At 62.8% G+C, this 26,200-nt stretch carries 23 protein-coding genes; 6 read left to right on the top strand and 17 right to left on the bottom strand.

The window, feature by feature from the left end; genetic code table 11:
- Positions 1-21: 21 nt before the first annotated feature.
- The 4 genes from KY459_08585 to KY459_08570 all read left to right on the top strand — a co-directional run bounded on the left by KY459_08585 (position 22) and on the right by KY459_08570 (position 4,661).
- Positions 22-1,458: a hypothetical protein gene (locus KY459_08585; protein MBW3564768.1), complete on the top strand. Its 1,437-nt coding sequence runs from the start codon at positions 22-24 to the stop codon at positions 1,456-1,458.
- 40 nt (positions 1,459-1,498) lie between these two features.
- Positions 1,499-2,692, top strand: coding sequence for an aminotransferase class V-fold PLP-dependent enzyme (locus tag KY459_08580; GenBank protein MBW3564767.1), 1,194 nt, complete (start codon positions 1,499-1,501; stop codon positions 2,690-2,692).
- A gap of 371 nt (positions 2,693-3,063) precedes the next feature.
- Entirely contained in the window at positions 3,064-3,717 is a 654-nt protein-coding gene (locus KY459_08575; GenBank protein ID MBW3564766.1) for an ankyrin repeat domain-containing protein, read from the top strand.
- Entirely contained in the window at positions 3,717-4,661 is a 945-nt protein-coding gene (locus KY459_08570) for a mechanosensitive ion channel (protein MBW3564765.1), read from the top strand. The genes KY459_08575 and KY459_08570 overlap by 1 nt, the downstream gene beginning before the upstream one ends.
- Here the strand turns inward: KY459_08570 and KY459_08565 are convergent.
- From KY459_08565 to KY459_08495, 15 genes are all read right to left on the bottom strand, one after another.
- Positions 4,598-6,130 carry an alpha/beta fold hydrolase gene (locus KY459_08565; protein ID MBW3564764.1) on the bottom strand — a complete coding sequence of 511 codons (1,533 nt, stop codon included), beginning with the start codon at positions 6,128-6,130 and terminating at the stop codon, positions 4,598-4,600. The two genes, KY459_08570 and KY459_08565, sit on opposite strands and share 64 nt — an antisense overlap.
- Before the next feature lie 452 nt (positions 6,131-6,582).
- On the bottom strand, positions 6,583-7,092 hold the full coding sequence (locus tag KY459_08560; protein ID MBW3564763.1) for a transcriptional repressor: 510 nt from the start codon (positions 7,090-7,092) through the stop codon (positions 6,583-6,585).
- A gap of 69 nt (positions 7,093-7,161) precedes the next feature.
- The gene (locus KY459_08555; protein ID MBW3564762.1) at positions 7,162-8,403 is read right to left on the bottom strand and encodes a magnesium transporter; all 1,242 of its coding nucleotides are present in this window, start codon (positions 8,401-8,403) and stop codon (positions 7,162-7,164) included.
- A 517-nt stretch (positions 8,404-8,920) separates the two neighbouring features.
- Positions 8,921-9,334: a PIN domain-containing protein gene (locus tag KY459_08550; protein ID MBW3564761.1), complete on the bottom strand. Its 414-nt coding sequence runs from the start codon at positions 9,332-9,334 to the stop codon at positions 8,921-8,923.
- Positions 9,312-9,551, bottom strand: coding sequence for a ribbon-helix-helix domain-containing protein (locus KY459_08545; protein ID MBW3564760.1), 240 nt, complete (start codon positions 9,549-9,551; stop codon positions 9,312-9,314). Before KY459_08545 ends, KY459_08550 begins: the two co-directional genes overlap by 23 nt.
- Before the next feature lie 110 nt (positions 9,552-9,661).
- Positions 9,662-10,432, bottom strand: a complete 771-nt coding sequence (locus tag KY459_08540) for a 4Fe-4S dicluster domain-containing protein (protein MBW3564759.1) — start codon at positions 10,430-10,432, stop codon at positions 9,662-9,664.
- The gene (locus KY459_08535) at positions 10,429-12,957 is read right to left on the bottom strand and encodes a molybdopterin-dependent oxidoreductase (GenBank protein ID MBW3564758.1); all 2,529 of its coding nucleotides are present in this window, start codon (positions 12,955-12,957) and stop codon (positions 10,429-10,431) included. The genes KY459_08540 and KY459_08535 overlap by 4 nt, the downstream gene beginning before the upstream one ends.
- 12 nt (positions 12,958-12,969) lie before the next feature.
- Entirely contained in the window at positions 12,970-13,533 is a 564-nt protein-coding gene (locus KY459_08530) for a dehydrogenase (GenBank protein MBW3564757.1), read from the bottom strand.
- Positions 13,530-15,557 (bottom strand): aconitate hydratase, encoded by a 2,028-nt coding sequence (locus KY459_08525; GenBank protein MBW3564756.1) that lies wholly within the window; start codon positions 15,555-15,557, stop codon positions 13,530-13,532. Before KY459_08525 ends, KY459_08530 begins: the two co-directional genes overlap by 4 nt.
- A gap of 57 nt (positions 15,558-15,614) precedes the next feature.
- On the bottom strand, positions 15,615-15,917 hold the full coding sequence (locus tag KY459_08520) for an ORF6N domain-containing protein (protein MBW3564755.1): 303 nt from the start codon (positions 15,915-15,917) through the stop codon (positions 15,615-15,617).
- Positions 15,918-16,060: 143 nt separating this feature from the next.
- A complete protein-coding gene (locus KY459_08515) occupies positions 16,061-16,801 on the bottom strand; it encodes a ZIP family metal transporter (protein ID MBW3564754.1) in 741 nt (246 codons plus the stop codon).
- A gap of 568 nt (positions 16,802-17,369) precedes the next feature.
- On the bottom strand, positions 17,370-18,587 hold the full coding sequence (locus tag KY459_08510; GenBank protein MBW3564753.1) for an ABC transporter permease: 1,218 nt from the start codon (positions 18,585-18,587) through the stop codon (positions 17,370-17,372).
- Complete coding sequence (gene carA / locus KY459_08505; GenBank protein MBW3564752.1) at positions 18,584-19,687, bottom strand: glutamine-hydrolyzing carbamoyl-phosphate synthase small subunit; 1,104 nt, start codon at positions 19,685-19,687, stop codon at positions 18,584-18,586. Before carA ends, KY459_08510 begins: the two co-directional genes overlap by 4 nt.
- On the bottom strand, positions 19,678-19,971 hold the full coding sequence (locus KY459_08500; protein MBW3564751.1) for a hypothetical protein: 294 nt from the start codon (positions 19,969-19,971) through the stop codon (positions 19,678-19,680). Before KY459_08500 ends, carA begins: the two co-directional genes overlap by 10 nt.
- Complete coding sequence (locus KY459_08495; GenBank protein ID MBW3564750.1) at positions 19,946-21,595, bottom strand: methylmalonyl-CoA mutase; 1,650 nt, start codon at positions 21,593-21,595, stop codon at positions 19,946-19,948. Before KY459_08495 ends, KY459_08500 begins: the two co-directional genes overlap by 26 nt.
- Positions 21,596-21,647: 52 nt before the next feature.
- On the opposite strand from KY459_08495, the gene KY459_08490 reads away from it, so the two are divergent.
- Together KY459_08490 and KY459_08485 are read left to right on the top strand one after the other, a co-directional pair.
- Positions 21,648-22,802, top strand: coding sequence for a DUF4388 domain-containing protein (locus KY459_08490; protein MBW3564749.1), 1,155 nt, complete (start codon positions 21,648-21,650; stop codon positions 22,800-22,802).
- Between the two features lie 76 nt (positions 22,803-22,878).
- Positions 22,879-24,342: an aldehyde dehydrogenase family protein gene (locus KY459_08485; GenBank protein MBW3564748.1), complete on the top strand. Its 1,464-nt coding sequence runs from the start codon at positions 22,879-22,881 to the stop codon at positions 24,340-24,342.
- Between the two features lie 31 nt (positions 24,343-24,373).
- Here the strand turns inward: KY459_08485 and KY459_08480 are convergent, their stop codons facing one another.
- Both KY459_08480 and KY459_08475 read right to left on the bottom strand, forming a co-directional pair.
- Positions 24,374-24,718: an efflux RND transporter permease subunit gene (locus KY459_08480; GenBank protein MBW3564747.1), complete on the bottom strand. Its 345-nt coding sequence runs from the start codon at positions 24,716-24,718 to the stop codon at positions 24,374-24,376.
- A gap of 491 nt (positions 24,719-25,209) precedes the next feature.
- The gene (locus KY459_08475; protein MBW3564746.1) at positions 25,210-26,094 is read right to left on the bottom strand and encodes a DUF1259 domain-containing protein; all 885 of its coding nucleotides are present in this window, start codon (positions 26,092-26,094) and stop codon (positions 25,210-25,212) included.
- Positions 26,095-26,200 lie beyond the last annotated feature (106 nt).

Here is a 26,200-nt window from a genome sequence, read left to right as displayed (position 1 = left end):
GATCCGATGAGGGAGGGATTCATGCGAACCCGATTCATCCTCATACTCGCCTCGCTCGCCCTCGTCGCATCTCCAATCCTCGGTGAGCGCTCCCCCGCCGCCGATGCCGTCGCGGAGAGGGTCATGAACGCGCTCGGCGGAGAGCAGGCCTGGAACGACACGCGGTTTCTCACCTTCTCGTTCGTCGTGGCCGATGGGGAGCAGACACTCGCGCGTCGCACGCACTACTGGGACAAATGGGAAGGCCGGCACCGGGTGGAGGGATCGACTGGCGAGGGCGTGCGCTACGTCGTCATTCAGAATCTGAACGAGAAGAGAGGGCGTGCCTTTCTCGACGGACGCCAGCTGGCGGGCGACGAGCTGCAGACGTGGATCGATCGGGGCTACGCGCAGTGGATCAACGACACCTACTGGTTGCTCATGCCTTACAAACTTCGCGATCCCGGGGTAAACCTCGCGCTCGATCGCACCGAGACGATGAACGGCCGGGACTACGACGTCCTTGCGCTTTCGTTCGAGTCGGTCGGTTTGACCCCGGGCGACCGTTACTGGGTCTGGGTCGATCGGAAGACGGGGATGGTCGACCGATGGGCATTCGTCCTCGAAGGGCAGGAGCCTCCGCCGCGTCCCTGGAGCTGGGTCGGATGGCATCGCGTCGGTAACATCATGCTGGCCTCCGATCGGATCCCTCCCGAGGGAACCCGCACGATCGGATTTCGCGACGTATCCGCTCCCCGCGCAATCCCCGACTCCGTTTTTACGGAGCTCGACGCCCCGGAAGTCACCTCCGTTCTTGTCCGCGCCGTCTCCCGCGATGCCAAGATCGTCGGCAGCGGGGTCGGCGGGGCAGAGATCACGGTCGCCGACGCCCGAACGGGTCGCGAGCTCGCACGAGGGGAACAGCAGGGCGGCACAGGCGACACCGGTCGGATCATCAGCACGCCTCATCCTCGGGACGGGACAATCTACGCGACCGAAGATGCCGCCGGATTCGAGGCGGTGTTCCTTCTCGACTCTCCGACCTGGATCGAAGTGACCGCCCGCGGCCCGCTCGGTCATCGGCAGGCGATCACGGAGAGCTCGAAGCGACTCCTCGTAGCGCCCGGGGACCGAATCGATGGAGAGGGCCTCCTGCTCGAGCTTCACGGGTTCATCGTCGAAGTGCTCGAACAGTCCGCGGGGACCGAGCAGATCGCCGTTCAGGCGCGGGTCCGGATGACCTGCGGCTGCCCGACCGAGCCGGGGGGTCTGTGGGACTCGGACGAGATCGACATCGTCGCTCAGCTGCTCGACGGCGACCGGATCGTGTCGGAAGTTCCGATGACGTATGCGGGGACGGAGAGCACGTTCTCCGCGACGCTTCCCCGTCACGACGCCGCGTCGAACATCCGCGTGATGGCGTCCCAGCCTGATGAAGGAAATACGGGGATGCACACGGTGCCGGTGAGGGCACGCTGATCCTGTCGAAGCTGGCCGGGCCCGGATCGAGGATCGCGCGATGAGAGCGCCGATGCTCGAGCACTGGCTTCTCGATCCGGAGATCGTCTTTCTGAATCACGGATCATTCGGGGCGGCGCCAAAGGTCGTTCTCGCCGAGCAGACCCGTCTGCGGGAGCGGATGGAGCGTGAGCCGGTGATCTTCTTCGTGCGGAAGCTCGAAGAGGCGCTCGACGCCGTCCGGGAGAGAATCGCACGCCTTGTGGGCGCATCCTTCGAGTCGATCGCGCTGGTGCCGAATGCCACCACCGCCGTCAACTCGGTCCTGTCATCAATCGACTTCCGCCCGGGCGACGAGATCCTCGTGACCGATCAGGAGTACAATGCCTGCCGGAACGTGATCGACCGGGTCGCGCAACGATCGGGGGCCGTCGTGAAGGTCGTCGAGATCCCGTTCGAGGGGGTCACCGAGGATGGCATCGTCGACGCGATTCTCGAGAGGGTAACGGATCGTTCCCGGCTGCTTCTCATCGATCACATCGTCTCGCAGACGGCGATCATTTTCCCGGTGCACCGGATCTGCCGTGAGATGAGCCGACGGAACGTCGAGACCCTGGTCGATGGCGCCCACGCGGTCGGCATGGTCCCGCTGGAGCTCGACGAGCTCGGAGCCGCCTGGTACACGAGCAACTGTCATAAATGGCTTTGCGCACCGAAGGGCTCGGCTTTTCTTCACACCCGCGAAGATCGCAGGTCGATGACGCGGCCCGCGATCATCAGCCATGGCGCCAATTCTCCGAGAACCGATCGAAGCCGATATCTCCTCGAGTTCGACTGGACGGGAACGTTCGATCCGACGGCCTGGCTCGCGACCGGCGCAGCGATCGACTTCATGGAGAAGCTTCATCCGGAAGGAATCGCAGGCGTCGCCCGCGAGAATCACGAGCTCGTACTGAAGGGCTACGACATTCTCTGCCGCGCGCTCCGGATCGATCCGCCGGTGCCGCGGGAGATGTTCGGTTCGATGGCCGCCGTGCGACTCCCGGACGGATCGGGCGACGCGCCGCCGACGAGCTTGTACGGCGACCCGATCCAGGACGAGCTGCTCGAGAAGTTCCGGATTGAAGTGCCGGTCGTCGCCTGGCCGGCCCCGCCGAGCCGCCTGCTGCGCGTCTCGGCCCAGATGTACAACGATCTCTCCGACTACGAGGCGCTCGCGGCCGCGCTGACGGAATTGCTGGAGAAGCAGGTTTGAGGTTGGAGGTTGGAGGACGCACGTTCCGCCGCCCAGATTCTTCGCCCGCGCTCCGCCGGGCTCAGAATGACGGATGCGGCGTTTGCGCGAAGCGAGATCATGGAGGAATGTTTACTCTCGCGCGAAAACCACCCCTCGTCATCCTGAGCCGCCGAAGGACAGCGAAGGATCTGGGCGGGGGCTCGTGGCGCAAAGCAACCCGCGGACTGAGTGCAACCGAGTCTAAGTCCTCTCCGTCCACGTCGGCGTGGTAACAATCAACCTGTACAAGGTGGCAACTGACAACTGGCCACCATCCTCCTGTTGCTATCCTCCAACCTCCAACTTCAAACCTCCAACCTCACTCCCCCGCTGCTATACACTTTCCTCTGATGAGCAGTCTCTTCGAGGACATCCGCAACGGTCAGATCGAGCGTGTGAAGGCCGCGATCTCGGAGAACCCCGCGATTCTTCAGCAGCGCGACGAAAACGGCGTCGGTCCATTCCTCACTGCGCTCTACAACCGTCAGACCGCGATTGCGGAGGTGATTCTGACGTGGGATCCGGCCCTCGATCTCTACGAAGCCGCCGCTGCGGGAGAGACGGAACGCGTTGCCGAGCTGATCGAAGCCGATCCGGAAAGCGTCAGCGCCAGCGCCCCCGACGGCTGGACCGCGCTCCACCTCGCCGCGTTCTTCGGGCACGCCGACGTCGTCAGAATTCTCCTCGACGCCGGCGCAGGGATCGACATGGTGTCAGGGGCGATGGGAAACACTCCGCTCCAGGCGGCGACGGCAAACGATCAGACCGAGGTCGTCGAGCTTCTCGTATCGCGCGGCGCTGACGTCTCCTGGGCCATGGCCGAGGGAGGATTCACCGCGCTCCACAACGCCGCGGCCCGCGGCAACGAACGAATCGTCCAGATCCTCCTCGACAACGGTGCGGATCCATCCGCCGAAGCCTCGGACGGGAGGACACCGATCGATTTCGCGCGTCCCCGGCATCCGGAGCTCGCGCAAATGCTCTCATCGAGGATCGCGCGGTAATGGCTACGGAACGGGTGACGGCGACCTGGGAGGAAGGGTTGCAGCAGGTTCGCGCGGTCCTCGACACGCCGCTGATGAAGGATTCCCAGATCACCCTCGGAAAACTTCTCTTTGTCGCGCTTCTCCTTCTTCTTCTATTACTCGTCTCGAAGATTCTCAAATCCCTTCTCGAGAACCGGATTCTCGGGCGGAGCTCGATGGACGTGAACACGCGCACGGTCATCGGAACGCTTTTCCAGTACGTCTTCGTCGTCGTCGGGTTCATGATCATTCTGCAGAGCACGGGCATCGACCTGACGACTCTGACCGTGATTGCCGGAGCGGTCGGTGTCGGGATCGGCCTGGGGCTGCAGGAAGTCTTCAACAATTTCGTCAGCGGCCTGATCATCCTTTTCGAGAGGCCGATCAAGATCGGTGATCGCATCGAGGTAGACGAAGTCAATGGCAGCGTCGTCGAGATCCGGGCTCGATCGACCACTGTGCTGACCAACGACAACGTGGCGATCATCATCCCCAACTCGAAATTCATGACGGAAAACGTCACGAACTGGACCTTCAACGATCGACGAATCCGCTTCGGCGTTCCGGTAGGCGTCAGCTACGACAGCAAACCGCGTGAGGTCGAAAAGGCGCTTCTCGAAGCTGCGGGGAAAGTGGACGCGATCCTTGCCGAACCCAAGCCGAAAGTCTGGTTTCGCGAGTTCGGCGACAGCGCGCTCATCTTCGAGCTTCGTGCCTGGACCGACGAGATGGTTCAGAATCGAGGGGAGTTCATCAGCCAGGTGAACTACGCGATCCACCAGAGCCTGATGGAGCACGACATCCGCATCCCCTTCCCTCAGCGCGATCTTCACGTGAAGAGCGGAGCGCTGCGGGTGATTCAGATTACCGGGGACGAGGATGGTGCGGCCGGGTCGCCTCCACCCGAACCGGTCTCCGGCTGACCCGCCACGATCCCGGAGAGGCGTTCAGGAGTCGAATAGACGATGCCATGCGCTCCGTCGATCTCGACAGTTCCGACTCCCAGATCTTTCAGACACTCGCGATCGAGAAGTGGATCGGTCTCTCCGATCACGAGCCGCGTGTCGGGAGGCAGACTCTCCGGAACGGTTGAAGCATCGCCAACGTAATCGAAGAAGCTGCGGACGAGCCGCAGCAGGCCGGACTCCCAGTAGGATCTGACTGCGATCGCGATCAGACCGTAGGGTTCTCGCAGACCGTCGAGCGCGATCTGAAGTGGCAGGGAAAGCTGGCGATGGGGCTCGCGGCTCCAGATCGGAGAGACCAGGAACGACGCGCGCACGAGATCGGGCCGCGCGCGCTGAACCTTCTCGACGATCTGTGCGCCGGTCGAATGGCCGAGCCAGATGGAATTGCGAAGCCCGACCTCGTCCGCCCACCGGATGATCGCGAGGACGATCTCATCGATCGTCCGGGCGTCCGCGTGCCTGCTGTGCCCATAGCCTGGAAGATCGGGAGCAATCGCGCCGATCCCCCGCGTCCAGAGGGCGCGCGCGAGCCGTCGAAAGTATCCCGAACGAATCCCGAGCCCGTGAATCAGGACGGCATCGGGGCTGCCGGAGCTGGCTCGATGACAGATGCGTCCTTCGCAACCGCGGATCCCCCACGTGAACGCAGCGCCGAGCGAATCGCGCGTGGACCGGGGAGCGCCTTCCAGGGAGACGAGGAAGTCGAGCAGGATCTCGTTGAAGCGAGCGGGCTGGTCCCACATCGGGACGTGTCCGGCCCCATCGAGCACCTCGAGACTCGAGGCAGGAAGAAGCTGCCGAAAGCGCTCTGCGTAGGAAAGAGGAATCACCGGATCGCGATCTCCCCAGATCAGAAGCGTCGGGATGTCGAGCGTCGGCAGGATCGAAGAGACGTCCCGCCGGAGCACTTCCGACAGCGCGAGCCCGACCGAGGTGGGCCCTGCTCTCATTAAATCGCGCAGCAGAACGGGGACGAAGGAGAGCAGCGTCGAAGGAGGCCGAAGCATCGCCCGAACGTGGGGACCAGGCCGAAGCGCGACCGGGAGCCCGGCCGAGGATACCAGCGTGAGCGACCGCGTACTGGCGGGAAAGCTCGCCGCGAAGTGAATCGCGATCGCGCCTCCCATCGAGTGACCGACCAGATGCACCGGCTCACCGATCCGCGTCGCGATCCAGCGCTCGACGAGAGTCACCGCGTCGTCGAGAGGGAGCGGAAGCGGAGCATCCGTCAGCGTCCGTTCGGCGCCGAATCCGACCAGGTCCACACCGAAGACGGTGAACCTCTCCGCCAGCGCGTCGATGTTCTTCTTCCACCATCCGAAGGACCCGCTCAATCCGTGCAGGAGGACCAGCGGCGGTCCCGCGCCAGTCCGATACTCCCGAATCGTCCACGGTGCGAGCTCGATCCGTTCGAATGTGCTCAATTCACTCCCATCCTCAGGTCGGATCGATTATGTCGCAACGTACGAGCGAGAGGGGGCAGGAGCTCTCGATTCCCGGATTGGACCGCCAGCTCCTGCCTGGTCGTTCGCGGCGCGCTCCGCGCGCTGCGGGGAGGATGGAATGAGGACGCGGCGCGGGAGCGACGCGTCAACGGCCGCGTGGAACGCGACACTCTCTCCGATTGTCCACTGGAACACAAGCTCGTGACGGTGCGGCTCGGCAGGAGCCTCGCCCTCCCGGTGGTGTGAGACATCGCGCAAGCTCGTGGCGATCGCAAACCGCATTGCCACCGGCTCGAGGCCCGAAGGGCCGTCACGGCGTCAGCCGGGCCCGGAAGGGCCCGGACAGCAAATCACATGACAGTGCTGAGCCCCGACGGGGCGGCACATTCAATCGCGGATTGTGATGGGTGACGTTGCGCTGCGCCCGCGCGTCACTGGCGAAGCGAGTTCTTCCGCAGTTCGATCATCTGCACGCGGTCGGGAGCTTCCGGTTGCTCCCCTTTTCGTCTGCATCTTTTGCAGACGCCGAGAATCTGGAGATTGTGAAAAGTCGGCTCGAAATCATGGTTCTCGCAGATGAGCTTTCTGCGGGCCTCGAGATCGGCGTCGTGAAACTCGACGACTGCCCCACAGGTCGTGCAGATGAGATGGTCGTGATGCTCCTCGTCACGCGTGACGCGCTCGTAATGGAAGTGATCCTCACCGAGGTGAACGCGCCGAACCATTCCCGATTTGACCAGGAGGTCGAGCGCGCGGTAGATCGTGGCGCGCGAGATCTTGACGTTCTTCTGCTTCAGCCGGAAGAGGAGCTCATCGGCTTCGAAGTGATAATGCGTGGCGAAGATCTCGCGAACGAGCGCTTCCCGTTCCGCGGTCAGCTTCTGGCCGTGCTCTTCGAGAAAATCGCGAAAGCGATCGACTTCGGACTGGATTGACGTCATTGCGGCACTTTGTAGCTTACCAACTTGGAGCGATTCCCGGTTATGCCCCGGGCCGTCAGATGGCGCCTCTCAGATCAGAAGGAGCGTCGCGAGGCCGAGAAACAATCCCATGCTGACGACGTCGGTCGCCGTGGTCAGAAAGATCGAAGAAGCGGTCGCCGGATCTGCACCGAGCTTTCGAAGAATCAGAGGGATCGTCGCTCCCGCGATTCCGCTGACCACGCAGCTTCCGATCATCGCCGCGAAGACGATGAACGAGAGCGTCAGCGGCTCCGCGGCCCCCTGCGCGCGGGCGGCCAGGTACATTCCGATCGCTGCGGTCACCCCCACCATCGCGCCGTTGAAGAGCCCCAGCAGACCCTCCTTCGCGACCAGCGCACGCTCCTTCCCGCTGTCGAGCTCACCGAGGGTCAGTCCTCGGAGTGCAACCGCGAGGGCCTGGCAGCCCGTGTTCCCGGATTGCCCGGCGAGCACCGGAAGGAAGGCGGCGAGAATCACGATTTCGTCGATGGTCCCCTGAAAGATGCCGACCACGGCCGCGGCGATGAACGCGGTGAAGAGATTGAGCTGGAGCCAGGGATGCCGAAACTTGAGGCTTCGCGGCCAGGGGGTCGATAGCCGCTCCTCTTTGTCGACGCCGACCATCCGGCCCGGCTGGGCGCTGATCTCGAAAGCCTGTTCCTCGAAAAGAACACGCCCCCGGACCAGGCCAACGAGGATGTTTCCTTCCTCGACGACGGGATAGATCGGAAAATGGCGGCTGACCACGAGCTTCATCGCCTCGGGCAGTTCCATACGAGGACTGAGGGTGAACGGCTCGGCGGCCATCACATCGCGAAGAATCGCATCATCGTCGGCGAGCAGAAGATCCCGCATCGTGACCAGTCCGAGTAATCGTCCCCCCTCGTCGACCACGTAGAGATACGTCACGAGCGTCGTCCGCGCGAGATCCTTTACGGCGTCGATCGCGTCGCTGATCGTCTGGTGAGGAAGGAGAACCGTGAGCGGTGGTTCCATCAGCCGCCCGACGGTGTCCTCCTCGTAGTTCTCGTTCCGGCTCCATTGGTTCTGCTGAAGCGGCGGCGCCGCTTCGAGGATGGCCTGCCGCGCATCGACGTCCATCTCTTCGAGAATGTCGAATGCAATGGCTGGATTGATCTGCTGCAGCACCTCGACGGAAAGATGCGGATGGGTCTCGTCGAGCAGCTCTGCCGCCTCTTCGCTGCTGAGTTTCACGATCCGGTCGCGGATCTCTCCCGTGGCATCCTTCTCGTCGGCATTCGGCTCGGCGTTCGGCTCGATCTGAGTCATTGGCTCCTCCAGACGGGGGGATTATCGCGCGGTTTCCTGTATACCCGAGTCTTTTCTTCACCCGTTTCATCGGGAGCAATTGCTCGACGCTACGCGCCGGTGAATCGGAAATGAACGCGAGAGAGTCGGAGAAAGGGCGAAGTGGGGCCGGCGCTCCGCTTGGTCTGACTGTACTCTCATGAGAGGTCCCTTCGGTTCCCGCCACCGCTCACCCCTCAGGGCAGGCTCCTCGCGCCCCGCCCGACTACCCGCTCGGGACGACCGGGCGGTAAAAGCATTTGAGTCGAGGGCAAATTGTGCCGCATGGCCTGAATGCGACTGACTGCCCCTAACCGACGCTGACACAGCCTTCCCCGTCCCGGTCGTCCCGAGCGGGCGGCGAGCTTGCGAATTGGTTCGATTCGGCGTACCTACGGGCGGGCAAGCGAGGGACCTCCAGAATGAGTACAGTCAGGCCCAGCGAAGCGCCGATCAAACCAGCAGTTCGTTAGGAAAGCGAGATCGCAAACTTCCGGGATCAGGGTGCGAGTGTGAAGGCGGAGCAGTGCCGCGGCCGCACGGCGGAGAAATGACGCTTGTCCAGTGTGATGATCAGTTCGGTCTCGACGGTCTCGGCGAGACTCACCACCGACGCGTCGGTTCCGCCGAGCGGAAAATCGGCGTACGTTGACACGAGCTCCGAGATTCTGGGCCACTCCTCCCGCGACGGTCCACGAACATCGAAGTCCTGCAGCCCTCGCAGAAACATCGCCTCGACCGCGGGACCATGGCGCCTCCCGAGAATGAAACTCACCTCGGCGACGCAGAAGGCGGGGATGACGAGATGATGGCGGGTGTCCTCGAGGAGGGCCAGACAGCCTTCATGGTCGGGGTCGGCGGAGTTCGCGACCGCCAGAAGCGGACCGCTGTCAACGATCGCGATCAATGACATCCGGCCACTCTCGCTCGAGCTCTTCGTCGATGTCGGCCGCGCGGGGGAGCTCGCCGTCATCACAGATGCCCGCCCAGGAAACGCGTCTGACGGAGGGCGAAAGGACGGCGATGATGGCGTCCCGAATCACCTCCGAGACACTGGTACGCCTCGCCTCGGCCTCGTACTCGACCATCTTTGCCAGGTCCTCCGGAAGGCTCATCGTTATGCGCTTCATACGTTCATACTAACATACTCAAGAGTGGATGATTTCCCAAATCGAGGGGCGGGGTGACTCACCTCTGGGGGTTGGAAGCCGGGCAAAAGGCCCTGACAAGTCTGGTTCGTTCAGTCGCGGAAGGCGACGGCGATGCTCCCGACGATCAGGCCGGCGGCGACTGCGGCGGCGCCCCAACCCTTCGCGAGGAACTGTGTCGGAGCGACCGGGTTTGCGGGAAGGTTGAAATCCCTCGCGCTCCCCCGCATCAGGAAGATCGCATGGGTTTCGCCCACGCTGGTTCCCTTCGCGTCGTAGATCTCCGCGTCGACGACTCCCTGATTCCTGAGCGCGAGGAGCCGCTCCTCGGCTTTGGCCTGCATCTGTTCGAGCGGTCCGAACGCGATCGACTCGGTGGGACACGCCTTCGCGCACGCCGGTGTCAGCCCTTCCTTCTGACGGTCGTAGCAGAACGTGCACTTGAACGCCCGGCCGTCGTCCGGTCGGCGGTCGACGACGCCGAAAGGACAGGTGACGACGCAGTACCCGCAGCCGTTGCAGATGTCGGGCTGGATGTAGACGCCTTCGAACTCGGTGCGGACGATCGCACCGGTCGGGCAGGCCTCGAGGCAGCCGGCGACTTCGCAGTGCTTGCAGACGTCGGAGAGGAACTGCCAGGTTGCAGCTTCCGGTGCGGCGCCACCGGGACCGGGCTCCGGCTCCCCCTCGACGAATTTCACGTGTCGCCATGTCGAATGGCCGAGCTCGACCGTGTTGTCGTACGAAAAGCCGCTCCAGGAGAATCCGTCGTCCGGGACGTCGTTCCACTCCTTGCACGCGACTTCACATGCCTTGCATCCGATGCAGACGGTCGCATCGGTGAAGAATCCGGTCGCCGTCACGTCCGGCTCCCGACGGGACGCAGATCGCACAGCAGACCTTTCGATTCCATGATCTTCACATTCGGCTCTTCCGACAGAGCGACCAGATCGTTCACGATGTCACCGGTCACCACTCCGTTCGAGCCCCAGTGATAGGGCAACCCCACCTGATGAACGACTTTCCCATCGATCTCGAGCGATCGCATTCGTGGCGTAACCAGCGCTTTCGCCCGGATCCGTCCGCGCGGGGTGGCGATCTCGACCTCGTCGCCATTCCGAACCGCGCGCTCCGAGGCGAGCTGCGGCGAGATCTCGCAGAAGAGCTCCGGCTGGAGCTCGGCAAGCCGCGGAAGCGTGCGTGTCATTCCGCCCGCCGTGTGATGCTCGGTCAGGCGGTAGGTGGTCAGAACGAACGGATAGCGCTCGTCCGGCGACTCGGCCCACCGCGTCGGATCGGGCTCCAGTCTCGTCGCGGCGGGATTCACCTGCTGATCGTAGAACGGATTGCGGATCGGTGCTTCGAGCGGCTCGTAGTGCGCCGGAAGCGGGCCATCCCTCAGACCCGACGGTACCCAGATCCACCCGGCTCCATCCTGATGCATGATGAAAGGCCGATCACCTCGCAGAGCATCGTCCCCCGTCGCACCGTCGTCAGGGATGTAATCAGGCCGCTTCGATGACGCGAAATCGGGCGTGTCGAGCCCCGTCCATTTCTCCGCGACCTCGTCCCACCAGACGAGCTTCTTGCTCTCGCTCCATGGGGCGCCGTCGGGTCTGGCCGACGCGCGGTTGTAGAGGATGCGGCGATCCGAGGGCCACGCCCAGCCCCATCCCTGGGCGTAGGGGCCGGTGGGGGCTCTCTCCCGCGCCCGGTTCCGCCCTTCCTCCGGAAACACGCCCGAATAGATCCAGCATCCGCAGGAAGTCGAACCGTCGGCCTCGAGGTCCCCATAGCCCGAAACGAGCTCTCCGGTCGCCGTTCTGGAGCCGTTGATCTCCCGCAGAACCTCCTCGGCGTCCGGCTCCCCTTTCGAATCGGTCCGGTAGTCCCAGGTGAGAGCGCGGAGCGGCTCGTCGATCTTCCGATTCTCCTCCTCTGCGCGCGCCTTGAGCAGGCGCCCGAGGTGGACCATGAACCACGTCTCGCTGCGGGCGTCGCCCGGAGGCTCGACGGCGCGGTCGTGCCACTGGAGAAGGCGTTGGGTGTTCGTGAACGTCCCATCCTTCTCGGCGTGGCCCGCCGCCGGAAGGAGAAAGACCTCGGTTTCGATCTCCTCCGGTTTCGTCTCGCCACGCCGCACCTCGGGGGAGTTCCGCCAGAAGCTCGCCGTCTCGGTCTCGACCAGATCGCGAACGACCATCCAGTCGAGCTGCGCGAGCGCCTTTCGCTCGAAACCGGAGCTCGGGGCGCCGACCGCCGGATTCTGCCCCATCACGAAGAGCCCCTCCAGCTCGCCTCTCGCCATCTCGAGCCAGTAGCCCTGATGAGAATGATCCCCAGTCACGCGGGGGAGCCAGCCGAAGCCCCAGTCGTTCGACTCGGTCGCCGCGCTTCCGTAATACGCCTTGAGCAGACTGACGAGATACCGGTCGTAATTCGCCCACCATCCTTTATCGACCTTGTGAGCGAATAGATGTGCGTCGAGGTTTGCCGACTCTCCGAGTTTCGGCATCGCGAGATAACCCGGCAGGATGTCGAACAGCGTCGGTATGTCGGTCGACCCCTGGATCGACGCATGTCCTCGCAGAGCGAGAATGCCGCCACCGGGCCTTCCGATGTTACCGAGCAGCATCTGGAGGATCGCGGCCGTCCGGATCGTCTGGACGCCCGACGAATGCTGGGTCCATCCGACCGCATAGCAGATCGCCGCCGTCTTCTCCGGTCCCGACGCTGCGCTGAAGATCTTGGCGATCTCAACGAAGCGATCCCGCGGCACTCCGCAGACTCGCTGGACCATTTCGGGGGTATACCGGCTGAACTGCGCTTTCAGCTTCTGATAGACCGTGCGAGGATCTTCGAGCGTGTCGTCGCGCTCGATCCCTTCGAAGTCGAGTCCCTCCCCTCCACGGTCGGAGGAGTCGGGTTCACGGTTCGCACGCTCACGGGAGTTCCGATAGAACCAGCTCTCCGGATCGTAGCGGGTCGGATCCTCTTCACCGTTCCACCCCGAAAACAGCCCTTCGTTCTCGTCCGGAAGGCGGAGGTCGTCTCTCAGAAGGACGGGCGCATTGGTGTACGCGACGACATAGTCGCGAAAGATCCGATCGTGCTCGATCACATGATTGACGAGTCCCCCGAGGAATGTGATGTCGGATCCCGCGCGTAGAGGAAGCCAGTAGTCGGCGACGGCCGACGTGCGGGTGAACCGCGGATCGACGTGGATGACCTTGGCACCACGCTTTTTTGCCTCCATCACCCACTGAAAGCCGACCGGATGGTTTTCGGCCATCGACGATCCCATGATGAGGATCGCGTCGGAGTTCGCGAGGTCCTGCTGGGCGGTCGTCGCCCCGCCGCGTCCGAACGAGGTGCCCAGACCGGGCACCGTGGAGCTATGTCATATCCTGGCCTGGTTGCTGACGCGCGTCATCCCCAGGCCGGCGGTGAAGAGCTTTTTGATGAGGTAGTTCTCTTCGTTGTCGAGCGTCGCACCACCGAGGTGCGCGATCCCGGCGCACTGCATCCACTGGTGGCCGTCGCGTTCGGGCACGAAGGTCCGCGAGCGCGATTCCCAGACGCGCTCGGCGATCATCTCCATCGCACGATCGAGCGGGATCTCGGTCCATTCGGTGGCGCGTGGGGCGCGATACTTCACCTTCGTCAGTCGTCCGGCATGGGTGAGCAACTGATGACTCGCCGAACCTTTCGGGCAGAGGCGCCCCCGTGAGATCGGCGATTCAGGATCCCCTTCGATCGCGACGAGCCGGTCATTCTTCGCATAGACGAGTTGTCCGCAACCGACGGCGCAGTAGGGACAGATCGATTTCGTTGCGCGCAGACCCTTCGTCTTCGTTTCGAGCGTTCGGGTTCGATCGGACATCGCCTCGGCGCCCGTTCCGTCGCTCCCGGTTCTGATCTGCCGGAGGAGAGGCCAGGCGTCGAGAAGAAATCGCTTCTTCATCGGGCGCGCTCGCTCGAGCCGGTCGTGACCGTTTCGCGCATCGAAGCGAACATGCCCGATTCGAACGCCGTGATCCGCCCGGTGAACGCGGATGCCGCGACGGTCAGCGGCGAGGCGAGCCAGAGCCGTCCCGGGCCGGAGCGCCCCTTGTAGTTCCGGTTGATCGCGCTGATCGTCACCTGCTCGGATTCGGTCGAGACGCCCGGCCCGCAGCCGATGCAGGCGCCGCATCCGGGGTGGATCAGCTCGACCCCCGCCTTCTCGAACGTCTCGATCATCCCCTGTTCGCGACAGAACTCCTCGACCATGCGCGAGCCGAACTGGATGTAAAACCTCACGCCGTCAGCGACTTTCAACCCCTCCTGCACCGCCTCGGCGCAGACGCGGTGATAGAAGATGAGATCATCGATCTTTCCAGCGGTGCAGCTTCCGCCGTACGCGATGTCGATCTCGACGTCGGCGACGTTGGCGACCAGCTCTCCGTTGGTCGGATCCGACGGAATCCCGTGATCGGGATCGCCCGGGTGCGCCACCATCGGAACGATCACGGCGAGATCGATGACGTGCGTGCCGCCGGCGTACTCGGCTCCGTGATCGGGTGCGACCGACCGGGCCCGCATCGCATCGACGTCGGCATCGGGTCGAAGTGACGCGATCCAGCGGTACGTCTCCTCGTCCGCGGCAACGATTGCTCCGCGTGCCGAGCATTCCGTCGCCATGTTCGCGAGCGTCGCCCGTTCGTCCATCGAGAGGGTCGCGAGGCCGGCGCCGGTGAACTCCATGACCCGGTTGAGCGTTTTCTGCGGACGTGCGTACTCGAGCAGGATGTGGAGCATCACGTCCTTCGCGGTCACGCTCGGCTGCAGCTCGCCCACGAGATCGAACCGGATCGCTTCGGGAATCTCGACCTGCGTGAATCCCGAATGGACGAGGTTCGCGTATTCGGTGGCACCGACACCCCACGACAGCGCATTGTTCACGCCCCCCATGCACGTATGGCTGTCGGTCGCCTGGATGAAGTCTCCCGGATCGACGAGCTCCTCCCGCGCCACCTCGTGACAGATTCCGGGCGAGATTCGATCGACCGCCGAGAAATCCCGAACTCCCGTGTGCTGCTGAAACTCCCGCTGCATCCGCCGCAGCGTCTGGATCTCGGGGATGAAGGGACGCATCTTGTCGACGTCGTCCGCGTAAATCAGGTGATCTTCGAAGACCGCGAATTTGGCGGGATTCCTGATCTCGTAATCGGGGCCATACTCCTGAGTCAGGAAATGATGGACCTGGGCGGTCGTGAACTCGTGCGTGTATCCGCCATCGACGTTGACGAGAACGGCATCACCCGGTTTGACGTACTCGCTTCCACAGCCGGGAAGGAGGTGCCGGGCGAGCACCTTCTCGGTCATGTTCATCGGCCGCTCGCCGGTGTCGATCGGTGGAATCTCGATCTCTCCGCTCTCGAGCGCCTTCGCAAAGGGAAAGAGTCCACCCCAGCGAACGATCAGCTGCGTGATCGGGTCGTAGTCCTCGTAGAGCTCCGAGAGGGGAATAGAATCGCCCTGCATCAGTCGCCGGAGAACCTCGTAATCCCCCATGAGGACGCCCTGATTGATGTTGTTCTGGGCGTGAATCGGAGCGAACGATTCGGCGATCGCGATCCGGATCCCGCTCCACTTCTCCGCCTGGACGGCGGTCTCCCTCGAGCTTCCCGTCCCCTTCCGGTAGCCGGAAACGATCACCTCGAAGTTGCCGTCGATCAGTGCGTCGGTCTCGAAAAGCCGCGCCCCATCGACGATCAATCCGGCATACGCATCCCTGGCAATGTCCTCGGGGCGATGCCGGAAGCAGACCCAGGCAGGGGTCATGGCGTCCGTGTTGATGTCGTCTAAAAGATCGTCGGGCACCTGAAGGTCGTCGAGCGTGAGGTCGAGCTCTCCGGAGAGCTGTTTCCGGATCAGATCCGGATCTTTGGTGAGAAACAGGACCCGTCTGCCGGATGTGAGCGTGACTTTTTCGGCTGGCTTCATCTGTCTGGATTCTATAACGCGGTCTGAGCGTGCAGGATTCGGGCACGTCACCCAATTTCAGCCAGGTAGTTGCCGGGCCATGATCGCGCCGTGCTCGGTAAACGCCCAGGGCAGCTTTCGGCGGCCACCATGTCCACTTGATGTCACAGATTGTGATTTCAAGTTCTCGAGCTCCTGCCGGGTGAGCTGGAATCGAAAATTGTCCGGAAATCGGGATTCGTTGCGTCTCACCGCCTGGTTCAGAGCCGACGTCGTGACGCCGTAGACCTCCGCAAGGTCGAAGTCGATCATCACCTTCTGACCCCGGATTTCGAAAATTCGGGAATCGACGTCGATCGATTTGACGCTCTTTGCCATCATCCTGTCCCGACGCGGTCGGCCGGCGAGCTCTTTACGGGCACCTCGAGCTTCGCGCATCGGCCATCTGCCGGAGCTGTGTCGTCTTCGCCTTCCCATTGGCATTCGTGATGCGCCCATTCTGTCAGAAGCAGGCGAGTCCGCGCTCACACAACCGGGTGCAGCAGGTTCAGCAGGAACATCGAGAAGAGGCCGACCAGAAAGAATCGGCCTATCTTCGCGTGCTGGCTCGACAGCCGGTGCATCTCCGGCAGCAGTTCGTAGACGCTGATGTAGATGAATGTTCCAGCCGAAAAGAGGATTAGACGGCCCACCGCCACCGGTTGATCGTCGCCGAGCCGGTGCATGACCGGGTCGAAGATCAGGACGCCCAGCGGGATCATCAGCAGTGCCCCCAGCAGCATCAACATGATCTTCCCCTTCCGGTAGCCGCCATGCCACAGCAGGACGGTCAGCGAGAACGCCGTCGGCACCTTGTGAAGCACCAGCGCGGCGAAAAGCGACGGCGTGAGCTCCGGTACGTGATGGCCCGAACCGAGCGCGATGCCATCGACGAGATCGTGCACCGCGATCCCGATGAAGGTCAGCAGCCCGAGCTCGTGAAATGCACCCGATTCTTCGTCGTGTGAGTGATGATGCGACATCGTGAGTTGTTCGATTCCGTAGAGCAGCAGAAAGCCGCCGAGAAGCCAGGCGAGGTTGCGGATGCCGGCGAGCTCGAGCGCTTCCGGGATCATGTGGATGAATGCAGCTCCGAGGATGACGCCGGCGCCGAACGCGATCCACTGGTGCGCCTGACGGTGAGACCATTCGAAAAACAGCGGAATTCCGCCCGCGAGAAGCCCCGCGGCGACGATGATCAGGCTGGATGTGAGTGCCGGGTCCAAATCGGGTCAGCTTTCGGAATCGCCCTCCGAATCGCCGGTGGATGATAGCCCACTCGTGGATCTGTCGGCCTGCTGCGGCTCAATTTCGCGCTGCGCCGTCGTTCTCGATTCGCTCCAGTTCTTCGATGCAGTCGGCTAGATGTTCCAGGACAGGATCGTCAACGAACTCGCCGGGCGGGAGTCGATGGAGCGTTCGGTCATTCGTCCATGATCGTTGCTTCGCGCAAACAAAACACTCGTCATTCTGAGTCCGGCGGAGCGCGGGCGAAGAATCTGGGTGGCTCGTGACTCACCTTGCATCAATCCGCCACGTTGACTCACGATCCCCCGACCAGATCCTTCGCGTCCTTCGGCGGCTCCTGATGAACGACCATGAAATTGTTGGACTTCGACCCTCCTGCAGCGCTTCGCCTGGTCTGATGTCCCAACCTGCGAGGTCCTTCGCCTGCCCGCCCGACCGCCCGCTCAGGATGACGTTGGTTTGAGTACGCGAGTTCGGTTGTTTCTGCAGGCTCGGCGATCCCCGCGCGTGCGCTAATCCCTGATCCCTGATCCCTGATCCCTGAAATCAGCTATGCCGGAGTGCGTCCGCCGGCTGGACTCGCGTCGCTCGGGAGCTCGTGGCATACGCGGCGATGAAACAGATGCCGATCGAGAAAGCGGCGATCGTCAGAAGATCGAGCGGACGGTTGATGAATGGAATCGAAGAGACGAAATAGACCTGCGCGATCTCCGGCCCGAACGATACGAGCTCGTATCGGGTGATGATCAGCGATGCGACCACGCCGATGCCGACACCGAGAGCGCTTCCCACGATCCCGACGATCAAGCCGTAGTAGATGAACGTCTTCCGGATCAGGCGCGACTCCCCGCCCAGAGTGATCAGCAGCGCGATCTCCCGTCCCTTCTCGTGAATCGTCATCACGAGCATCGACACGATGTTGAATGTCGATACCAGCACGATCATCCCGATCACGAGGAAGAGCCCGAACTGCTGAAGCGCCAGAAGATGGAAGAGCTGCTGGTTGCCTCTGCGCCAGTCGGTGACGGTGACGCCGTCTCCGAGCTCCCGCTCGAGTCCCGCGATCACGGTGTCGAGGTTGCTCCCCTCGACGACGTGAACCTCGATCGCAGCCGTGATGCCGGGCGAAGCGAGAAGTTGCCGCGCCGCTTCGATGTCGGTGAAGAGCCAGGAATCGTCGAGCTCGAAGAACCCGGTCTCGTAGACATTCCCGACCGTCCAGGTCTCCGAGCGCGGCAGGAAGGACCCCGAACGCTCGGTCGGAACGGTGATGGTCACGACCTCGCCGACGGTCACGCCGAGCCGGCGCGCGAGATGGGTGCCGATCGCGACGGTCCACTCTCCGCCGGCGCTTCTGAGCTCCCGCCCTCCGACGATTCTGGCAAGCTGCTCGCCGGGAGGGAGCGGGGAAGCCAGCCCCTTGATCATGACTTCTTCTCCCCGCACGTTCTTTTCCGAGGTGACGATCCCCCCCTGAAAGACGGCAGGCCACGCCCTCGCGACTCCTTCGACGGATTCCGCCCGGGCGATCATCGCGTCGGGGTCGCGGATCAGGCCCGTCTGGCTGAAAAGCATGATCTCCGCGTTACCGCCGAGGATCTTCTTTTCGAGATCCTGCCGGTAGCCGGTCATGAGCGCCATCGAGATCACGAGTGCCGTCACGCCGATGACGATGCCGCCGAGAGAGAGCAGACCGCCGAGCGTCACCAGCCGGTCGGTCGGACGGCGGAGATAGCGAAGCGCCAGTAGAAGTGGAAGATTCAACGGTTCGCCGTGCGGGAGCCGGAGTGTTCCTCGATCATCCGGAACAGCTCGCCGAAGAGATGCACCGAGTCGGAAGGACCGGGTGCGGCTTCCGGATGAAACTGAATCGCGATCACCGGTTCCGAGGTATGTCGAAACCCTTCGAGCGTCTGATCATTGAGATTGATGTGTGTCGGTTCGACACCGGGCGGAAGGGACTCCGGATCGACCGCGAACCCGTGATTCTGCGCGGTGATCTCGACCCGCCCCGTCCTGAGGTCCTCCACCGGGTGGTTCCCGCCGTGATGGCCGAACTTCAGCTTGTACGTTCGACCACCGAGCGCGAGGCCGAGCAGCTGATGACCGAGGCAGACACCCATGACGGGGATTCTGCCGATGAGATTCCGGATGTTCTCCTGTGCATAGGTGACGGGCTCGGGATCCCCGGGACCATTCGAGAGGAGCACGCCGTCGAAGCCCCCTTCGAGGATCTCCGATGCGTCGGTATCCGCGGGATAGATGACGACCTCCGCGCGTCGCGCAAGCTGATCGACGATGCGCTTCTTGATTCCGTAATCGTAGACGGCGATTCTCGCGGGTGTCTCGCCTTCGCCGGCAAAGGGGACCGTTCGGGGCGATTTCGAAGTGACCTCGCCGACGAGATCGCGGCCGGTCATCGACGGTGACTTACGAATGCGGTCGAGCGCTTCGTCGTTCGATTCGGACGCATCGACGATGACTCCTCGCGCGGCCCCTCCATCTCGGATCAGCCGGGTCAGCGCACGTGTATCGATCCCCATGATGCCCGGAATGCCGGCTTCGCGCAGGTACTGATCGAGATTCATTCCGGACTCCCGATGATGCGATTCGCTCATCTCCCGCACCACGAAGCCAGCCACCTGTGGTTTCGAGCTCTGAAGTCCCTCATCGCTCAGCCCGTAATTTCCGATGTGCGGACTCGTCATCACGACGATCTGGAAGCTGTACGACGGGTCGGTCAGAATCTCCTGGTACCCGGTCGAGGACGTATTGAAGACGACCTCCCCGACGCGCGGCTCTTGCGAGCCGAATCCTTCCCCTTCGAACACTGCGCCGCTCTCGATTACGAGCTTCACTGACATTCGGCCTCCCCGGTATCCCTCTGTTCTTCGGGTTGCTCTCCAATACCGAAGGCATGGAGCCATCTCACCCACTTCGGATGTTTCTTCTCGATCTTCGCAATCAGCTTGACGACCTTCGGGTGTTCGGGAAAGAGAAGGACGAAAGCGATCAGGAAGAAGAGCCATCCCTGGAGAACGGGAAGAAAGGATCCGACGATCCCGAGGAGGACGAACACTGCACCAATGAAGATGCGGAAGGTCCTGCCGTAGCGTTTTTTGTCAGATCCCGTGTTCTGTATGTTCACCGAATGTGTCCTTCAGGGCGTTTACGATCTCGCCGACCGTGGCGAGGCGCCGAACCGCCTCGACGATCGGAGGAAGCAGATTCCGATCCCGTGCCGCCGCCTCGGCGAGCTGGCGAAGTGCGGACCGGTGCTCTTCCGAGCGCGTCGAGTCGGAGTCTCGTGATGCGCGGAAGCTGCGCAGGCGCTCCACCTGTTCTTCCTCGCTCCGCTCGTCGAGTGTCAGAATCGGGAGGCTCTTCCCGGAGTCGTCCTCGAACCGGTTGACTCCGACCACCACCGAGGAGCCCTTCTCGGTGCTCAACTGCGCGCGGTATGCCGAGTCGGCAATCTCGTTCTGGATCCATCCGGCGTCGATCGCCTCGAGCGATCCGCCCATCTCGTCGATCTTTTCGATCAGAGCCCAGGCGCGTTCCTCCAGATCGAGGGTCAGCGATTCGACCGCGAAAGACCCCGCCATCGGATCTGCCGTCGATGCAACCCCGGTCTCGAATGCGAGGATCTGCTGGGTTCGCAGCGCGAGCGTCGCAGCATCTTCCGTCGGAAGAGCCAGCGCTTCGTCCTTCGAGTTGGTATGGAGCGACTGGCAACCTCCGAGGACCGCGCTCAGAGCCTGATAGGCCACCCGGACGACATTGTTCTCTGGCTGTTGCGCGGTAAGAGTCGATCCCGCAGTTTGCGCATGGAACCGCAGAGCCATCGCCTTCTCGGTCTTTGCTCCGAAGCGCTCGCGCATGATCTTCGCCCACATCCTGCGGGCAGCGCGAAACTTCGCGATCTCCTCCAGAAACTCGTTGTGAGCGTTGAAGAAGAACGAGATACGGGGAGCGAACAGATCGACGTCCAGTCCGCGCTCGACCGCTCGGGTGACGTACTCGATTCCGTTCGCGAGGGTGAAAGCGAGCTCCTGGACGGCCGTAGATCCTGCCTCGCGAATGTGATACCCGGACACCGAGATCGTGTTCCAGTTCGGCACTTCACGCGCGCAGAATTCGAAGGTGTCGGTGACGAGCCGCAGCGAGGGGCGCGGCGGAAAAATGTAAGTCCCGCGAGCCGTGTACTCCTTCAGAATGTCGTTCTGAATTGTTCCTCGTAGCTTTTCCCACGGGATTCCCCGCCGCTCGGCGACGACGAGAACCATCGCGAGCAGGATCGACGCGGGAGCATTGATCGTCATCGACATCGAGATCTCGGCGAGCGGAATCCCGTCGAGCAGCGTCTCCATGTCGTCGATGCTGTCGATCGCGACTCCGACCTTCCCCACCTCCCCCCGGGCGAGGTCCGCGTCCGAATCCATACCGATCTGGGTCGGAAGGTCGAAGGCCACCGACAACCCCGTCGTGCCACGCTCCAGAAGCATGCGATATCGGCGGTTCGACTCCCGAGCGGTGGAGAATCCGGCGTACTGGCGCATCGTCCAGAGCTTTCCCCGGTACATCGTCCTGCGGGGACCGCGCGTGTATGGATACGAACCAGGCTCGCCGAGATCGGCCGGATCGAAGCCGCGCTCGGCGAGGTCGTCCGGACCGTAGGCATTCGGCAGCGGGATCCCGGACGTCGTCTCGATATCGGCGTCGTCACTCGACATGAGCCGGAAGTATATCCGCCGATGTCTCGTTCCCGTCATATACTTACGCGGCTGTTTGAACGGTGTCCGCGGGGGCGGATGCCCGCATGGGATGGGACTCAGCGGAAACCTCCAGACGATGTCCACCGGCGATCTGCTGCAGTGGGCGTCACTCGCGAGAAAATCGGGTACTCTGCTCGTACGCCGTTCAGCTACTGAGAAGCGGATCTATTTTCGCCACGGTCGCATCCTCTCCTCTGCCTCCAATGACCCTCGCGAATACCTCGGTCAGTTCCTGATGTCGCATGGCTACATCACCGAGGAGGAGCTGAGCAAGGCGATGCAGGTTCAGAACGAGTCCGGCATGCTTCTCGGCAAGATTCTGGTCACGATCGGCGTCATCGACGAAACGGATCTGCTGCGACTGATGCGTCTGAAGGCCGAAGAGACCATTTACGATCTCTTCCTCTGGAACGAGGGTACCTTCGAGTTCGACGACGATCTGCTTCCCTCCTCGCAACTGGTCCCGCTGAGCGTAGACATGACAGGGCTGATGATGGAAGGATCCCGCCGCGCCGACGAATGGAAGCTCATCAGAGAGGTCATTCCGAGCGACGCGCTGATCCCGGTCCCGAAGAAAAAGATCGTCATCAGCGAAGCCGACGAGCAGATCCGACGTGTCGCCCAGGCGATCGACGGTAAGCGCAGCATCGCCGACATCATGCTCGAGAGCCGTGCGACGTCTTTCGCGGTCAACAGCACGATCAGGAATCTGCTCAGGGCGGAAGCGCTCACGCTGGAAGAGCGCGTCCGCGAGCTCCATGACGAAGAGTCGCGGGAAACCGAAACGGATGAGGACGGCCGTGACCCCGTCGACACCCTCCTGCAGCAGGGGCAGAAACATCTCCGTGCCGAGCACTACGAGCAGGCGATACGTGCTTTCCGAGCCGCGCAGGAGCTGGACCCGAAGGCCGCGAAGGTCCGGAAGGTCGTGGCTGATGCGGAGCTGGCCATCGGAAACGTACTGAAGCAACGCGGCATCCGCTCCGATATGGTTCCCGTGCTCACCCGGCCAGTCGAGGAGATCCTGGAGATGGATTTGAGTCCGAACGAGGGATTCGTCATCTCGCGCATTGATGGACACTGGGATCTCGGATCGATTCTCAAGGTCAGTCCGATCCGGGAGATCGACGGGCTTCTGATCTTCCACGAGCTCCAGGAGCGCGGTGTAATCGAGCTCCGCAGCGAGCCGTCGAAATCCGCCTGAGTCCCGAGCCGGCGTCCATTGTGTATGCTTGCCCGGCCACGCCACCCGGCATGGGACTTCCTACAGGACCGACCTCATGACTATGAAGCTCGACCGACTGCAGACCAAACTGTTCATCAACGGTGAGTTCACCGATGCGGAGAACGGCGAAACTTTCGCCACGATCAATCCCGCCACAGAAGAAAAGATCGGCGATGTAGCCTCGGCATCCCCCGCCGACGTCGACCGCGCGGTGAAGGCTGCGCGCGCTCAGCTCGAGCCCGGCTCCGCCTGGCAGAAGATGGCGCCGAGGGAACGCGGCAAGGTCCTCTGGCGTACCGCGGACCTGCTGATGAAGTACGCACCGGAGATCGGGAAAATCGAGACCGCCGACAACGGCAAACCGATCTTCGAGAGCCAGTACGTCGACATCCCCGCTGCTGCGGAATGCCTCTATTACTTTGCCGGATGGTCCGGAAAGAACACCGGAGAAACGATTCCAGTCAACGCGAGGGCGTTCACATACACGCTGCGCGAGCCCGTCGGCGTCGTCGGCTCGATCACCCCCTGGAACTTTCCGCTGATGCTCGCCGTATGGAAGATCGCGCCGGCGCTGGCCTGCGGCAACACGATGGTCTGCAAGCCGGCATCGAACACGTCGCTCTCGCTTCTCGCCTTCGCCGAGCTCGCCCGGGAAGCTGGACTTCCCGAAGGGGTCCTGAATGTGATTCCGGGTCGCGGGAGCGTCGTCGGCAATGCGATCGTCGATCACCCCGGCGTCGATGCGATCGCTTTCACCGGATCGGCCGAGGTCGGGCGCGGGCTGATGGCCAGAGCGGCGAAGACGCTGAAGAAGGTGTCGCTGGAGCTCGGTGGAAAGTCGCCCAACATCGTTCTCGCCGATGCCGATCTCGACGCCGCGGCCAAGGGGTCGCTGAACGCAATCTTCTACGGTAAGGGGGAAGTCTGCGCTGCCGGCTCCCGTCTGCTCGTCGATGACGCCATTCACGACGACCTGATGGACAGGATCCAGGGACGCGCGAAGAAGATGGTCGCCGACGATCCGATGAATGAGAAAACACGCCTCGGAGCCATCGTCTCCAAGGAGCAGATGGAAACGGTGCTCGGCTACATCGAGAAGGGAAAATCCGAGGGTGCAAAACTCGTCAGCGGTGGCGAACGGACCGACATCGGGACCGGAAAGGGCTACTTTCTGGAGCCGACCATCTTCGACGATGTCAGCCCGGAGATGACGATCGCCCGCGAGGAGATCTTCGGCCCCGTGCTCGCGACCATCCGGTTCGACGGTGAGGAGGATGCGGTGCGGAAGGGAAACGACACCGTCTACGGGCTCGCCGCGGCGGTCTGGACCCGCGACGTCTCCCTCGCCCATCGGGTCGCTCATCAGCTCAAGGCCGGCACCGTCTGGATCAACACGTACAACCTTTACGATCCTGCACTCCCCTTTGGCGGATTCAAGGAGTCCGGTTTCGGGCGGGATCAGGGACGGGACGCGCTCGAGAAGTACACCCAGACGAAGTCGGTCTGGCTGGCGCTGTGACGGGGTCGGATTCTAAATCTGACCCTCCAAATCACTTTTGGTTTCTCGGGCTCTTCCGGAGGTACAGGGCTGGCACCACGACGAGGTTCAGGAATGTGGAGGTGATGAGGCCGCCCAGAATGACCTGCGCCATTGGGCTCTGGATCTCGTTGCCGGGGGCACCCGAGGCGATGACGAGCGGGATCAGCGCCAGACCCGCCGTGATCGCCGTCATCAGAATCGGGGCCATACGCTCCTCGGAACCCTGACGCACCGCCTCGGCTACGGGAAGTCCTTCCGCGAGCAGTCGCTGGTAGTTGTTCACGAGCAGCACGCCGTTGCGCATCGCGATGCCGAAGAGCGTCACGAATCCTACGAGCGTCGCCACCGAGAGAATCCCTGCACCGAGCCGTTCACTCGTTCAGCTGCGGCGAGCAGATTCGAAAGCTGGTTCCTGGCTTCTTCAGCTCCTGTCCGGCGGGTGCGAATCATGATCTGCGAAAAACTGTACTGCACCTCACAGAATTTCGCCAGCCTCGCGACAAGGACACTGACGCTTCCGCTTGGTCTGGCGCTCGCGCCGAACTGTCTCGAGACGGAGTGGACTCTGGCGAAGTTGGATCCGCGGGACAAGGGGCAGGCACGGGAAGGCTATCGCCGGTTTGTTGCTGATGCTCGAGGAGCTTCATGCGAGCCGTGGGAGTCGCTGGTCGGTCAGATTTACCTGGAGGGAGGCGTTTTGCGACATGATTGAGACGATGATCTCGTCGCAGCCGCGAAAGTCGTGCGCATGCGCGCACCCAGCTCGAGATCGTGCAACCGACGCTGGACCACGTCATCGAGCTGGTACTCAGGTGGCCCTGACGTACCTGCTCATCGAATCCACGCTCAGCCTTTTGCCAGCTTGATCTTGTCGAGTGCCGCCTTCAGGCCCCGCGCCAGCTCCCCAGGCTCACCCACACCCCAGAAGTGCATGAAGAACAGACGCGGTTCCTCTTCCAGCATGTGATTGTGCAGCGCCGTCACCTCAATACCATGCTTGCGCAAGGTCCGAAGCACCGGATTGACCTCCTCGGCCTTAAGCACGAAATCGCCCGTGGTCGCCGCCTTGCCGTCGCCGACCGGCTGGAAGTTGATGGCGATCGCCGTACCCATCGATGGCGGCACAGCCATGGCTCCGGCCGTAATCTGCTCGGCGCGCGGAATGCTAACTTTGTAGACGCCGCCCTCGGCTTTACCCTCATGGCCCAGCACCCGCGCGATCGTTGCCGTGTCGATATCAAGCGCCGGCTCGCAGGCCGTATTGCCAGCGCGGTCCCCCGGCGTGCCGCTCAGTGCGATGGCATGGCGCAGCGTGCGGGCGAGTTCGACCGGATCGCCATGACCCTCGACGTGCATGTACATCGGGAAGGGCTCTGCTCGGAGCAGGTGATTGTGCAGCGCGGTGACTTCGATCCCGCCCTCGGCGAGACGTTTCATCACGGGGTTGACCTCTTCTTCGGTCAACACGAGGTCGCCCATGACCATGACCCGGTCGCCGCCGGCCGGGTGGAAGGCGATCCAGGAGCCGAGCGCGAGCCCGGGGCTGATCTTCACACCATCGAGCGTGACGGTGAGGTCCGTGCGTGGGAACCCGAAGCGGTGAATGCCGCCGGGCTGCTCAGTGGCCGGGCGGGCGAAAATCTGTTCGAGCTGGTTCCAGTCGATGTCGGCGCGGGCAGGACCGGCCAGTAATGCCAGGACAAGGGCCGCGGCGAGCGGCATAATCCGCATATTCGTCTCCCTTGGTAAATCTCCCCTGGAAGAGGCCCGAAATTCGATTCGTGCCACTGCATACATCATGGAATAATGATACAGGTGTGTCAACAGGTCATTGCGT

The organism is Acidobacteriota bacterium, assembly GCA_019347945.1.
GTDB lineage: Bacteria > Acidobacteriota > Thermoanaerobaculia > Gp7-AA8 > JAHWKK01 > JAHWKK01.
The sequence above is the reverse complement of the archived record's forward strand: the minus strand, read 5'-3'. Positions and strand labels throughout refer to the sequence as shown.

Bases quoted from the DNA above. Each gene is read 5' to 3' on its own strand.
- KY459_08585 (MBW3564768.1), top strand. From the start codon at position 22: ATGCGAACCCGATTCATCCTCATACTCGCCTCGCTCGCCCTCGTCGCA.
- KY459_08580 (MBW3564767.1), top strand. From the start codon at position 1,499: ATGAGAGCGCCGATGCTCGAGCACTGGCTTCTCGATCCGGAGATCGTC.
- KY459_08575 (MBW3564766.1), top strand. From the start codon at position 3,064: ATGAGCAGTCTCTTCGAGGACATCCGCAACGGTCAGATCGAGCGTGTG.
- KY459_08570 (MBW3564765.1), top strand. From the start codon at position 3,717: ATGGCTACGGAACGGGTGACGGCGACCTGGGAGGAAGGGTTGCAGCAG.
- KY459_08560 (MBW3564763.1), bottom strand. From the start codon at position 7,092: ATGACGTCAATCCAGTCCGAAGTCGATCGCTTTCGCGATTTTCTCGAA.
- KY459_08555 (MBW3564762.1), bottom strand. From the start codon at position 8,403: ATGACTCAGATCGAGCCGAACGCCGAGCCGAATGCCGACGAGAAGGAT.
- KY459_08550 (MBW3564761.1), bottom strand. From the start codon at position 9,334: ATGTCATTGATCGCGATCGTTGACAGCGGTCCGCTTCTGGCGGTCGCG.
- KY459_08545 (MBW3564760.1), bottom strand. From the start codon at position 9,551: ATGAAGCGCATAACGATGAGCCTTCCGGAGGACCTGGCAAAGATGGTC.
- KY459_08530 (MBW3564757.1), bottom strand. From the start codon at position 13,533: ATGAAGAAGCGATTTCTTCTCGACGCCTGGCCTCTCCTCCGGCAGATC.
- KY459_08525 (MBW3564756.1), bottom strand. From the start codon at position 15,557: ATGAAGCCAGCCGAAAAAGTCACGCTCACATCCGGCAGACGGGTCCTG.
- KY459_08520 (MBW3564755.1), bottom strand. From the start codon at position 15,917: ATGATGGCAAAGAGCGTCAAATCGATCGACGTCGATTCCCGAATTTTC.
- carA (MBW3564752.1), bottom strand. From the start codon at position 19,687: ATGTCAGTGAAGCTCGTAATCGAGAGCGGCGCAGTGTTCGAAGGGGAA.
- KY459_08495 (MBW3564750.1), bottom strand. From the start codon at position 21,595: ATGACGGGAACGAGACATCGGCGGATATACTTCCGGCTCATGTCGAGT.
- KY459_08490 (MBW3564749.1), top strand. From the start codon at position 21,648: ATGGGACTCAGCGGAAACCTCCAGACGATGTCCACCGGCGATCTGCTG.
- KY459_08485 (MBW3564748.1), top strand. From the start codon at position 22,879: ATGACTATGAAGCTCGACCGACTGCAGACCAAACTGTTCATCAACGGT.
- KY459_08475 (MBW3564746.1), bottom strand. From the start codon at position 26,094: ATGCGGATTATGCCGCTCGCCGCGGCCCTTGTCCTGGCATTACTGGCC.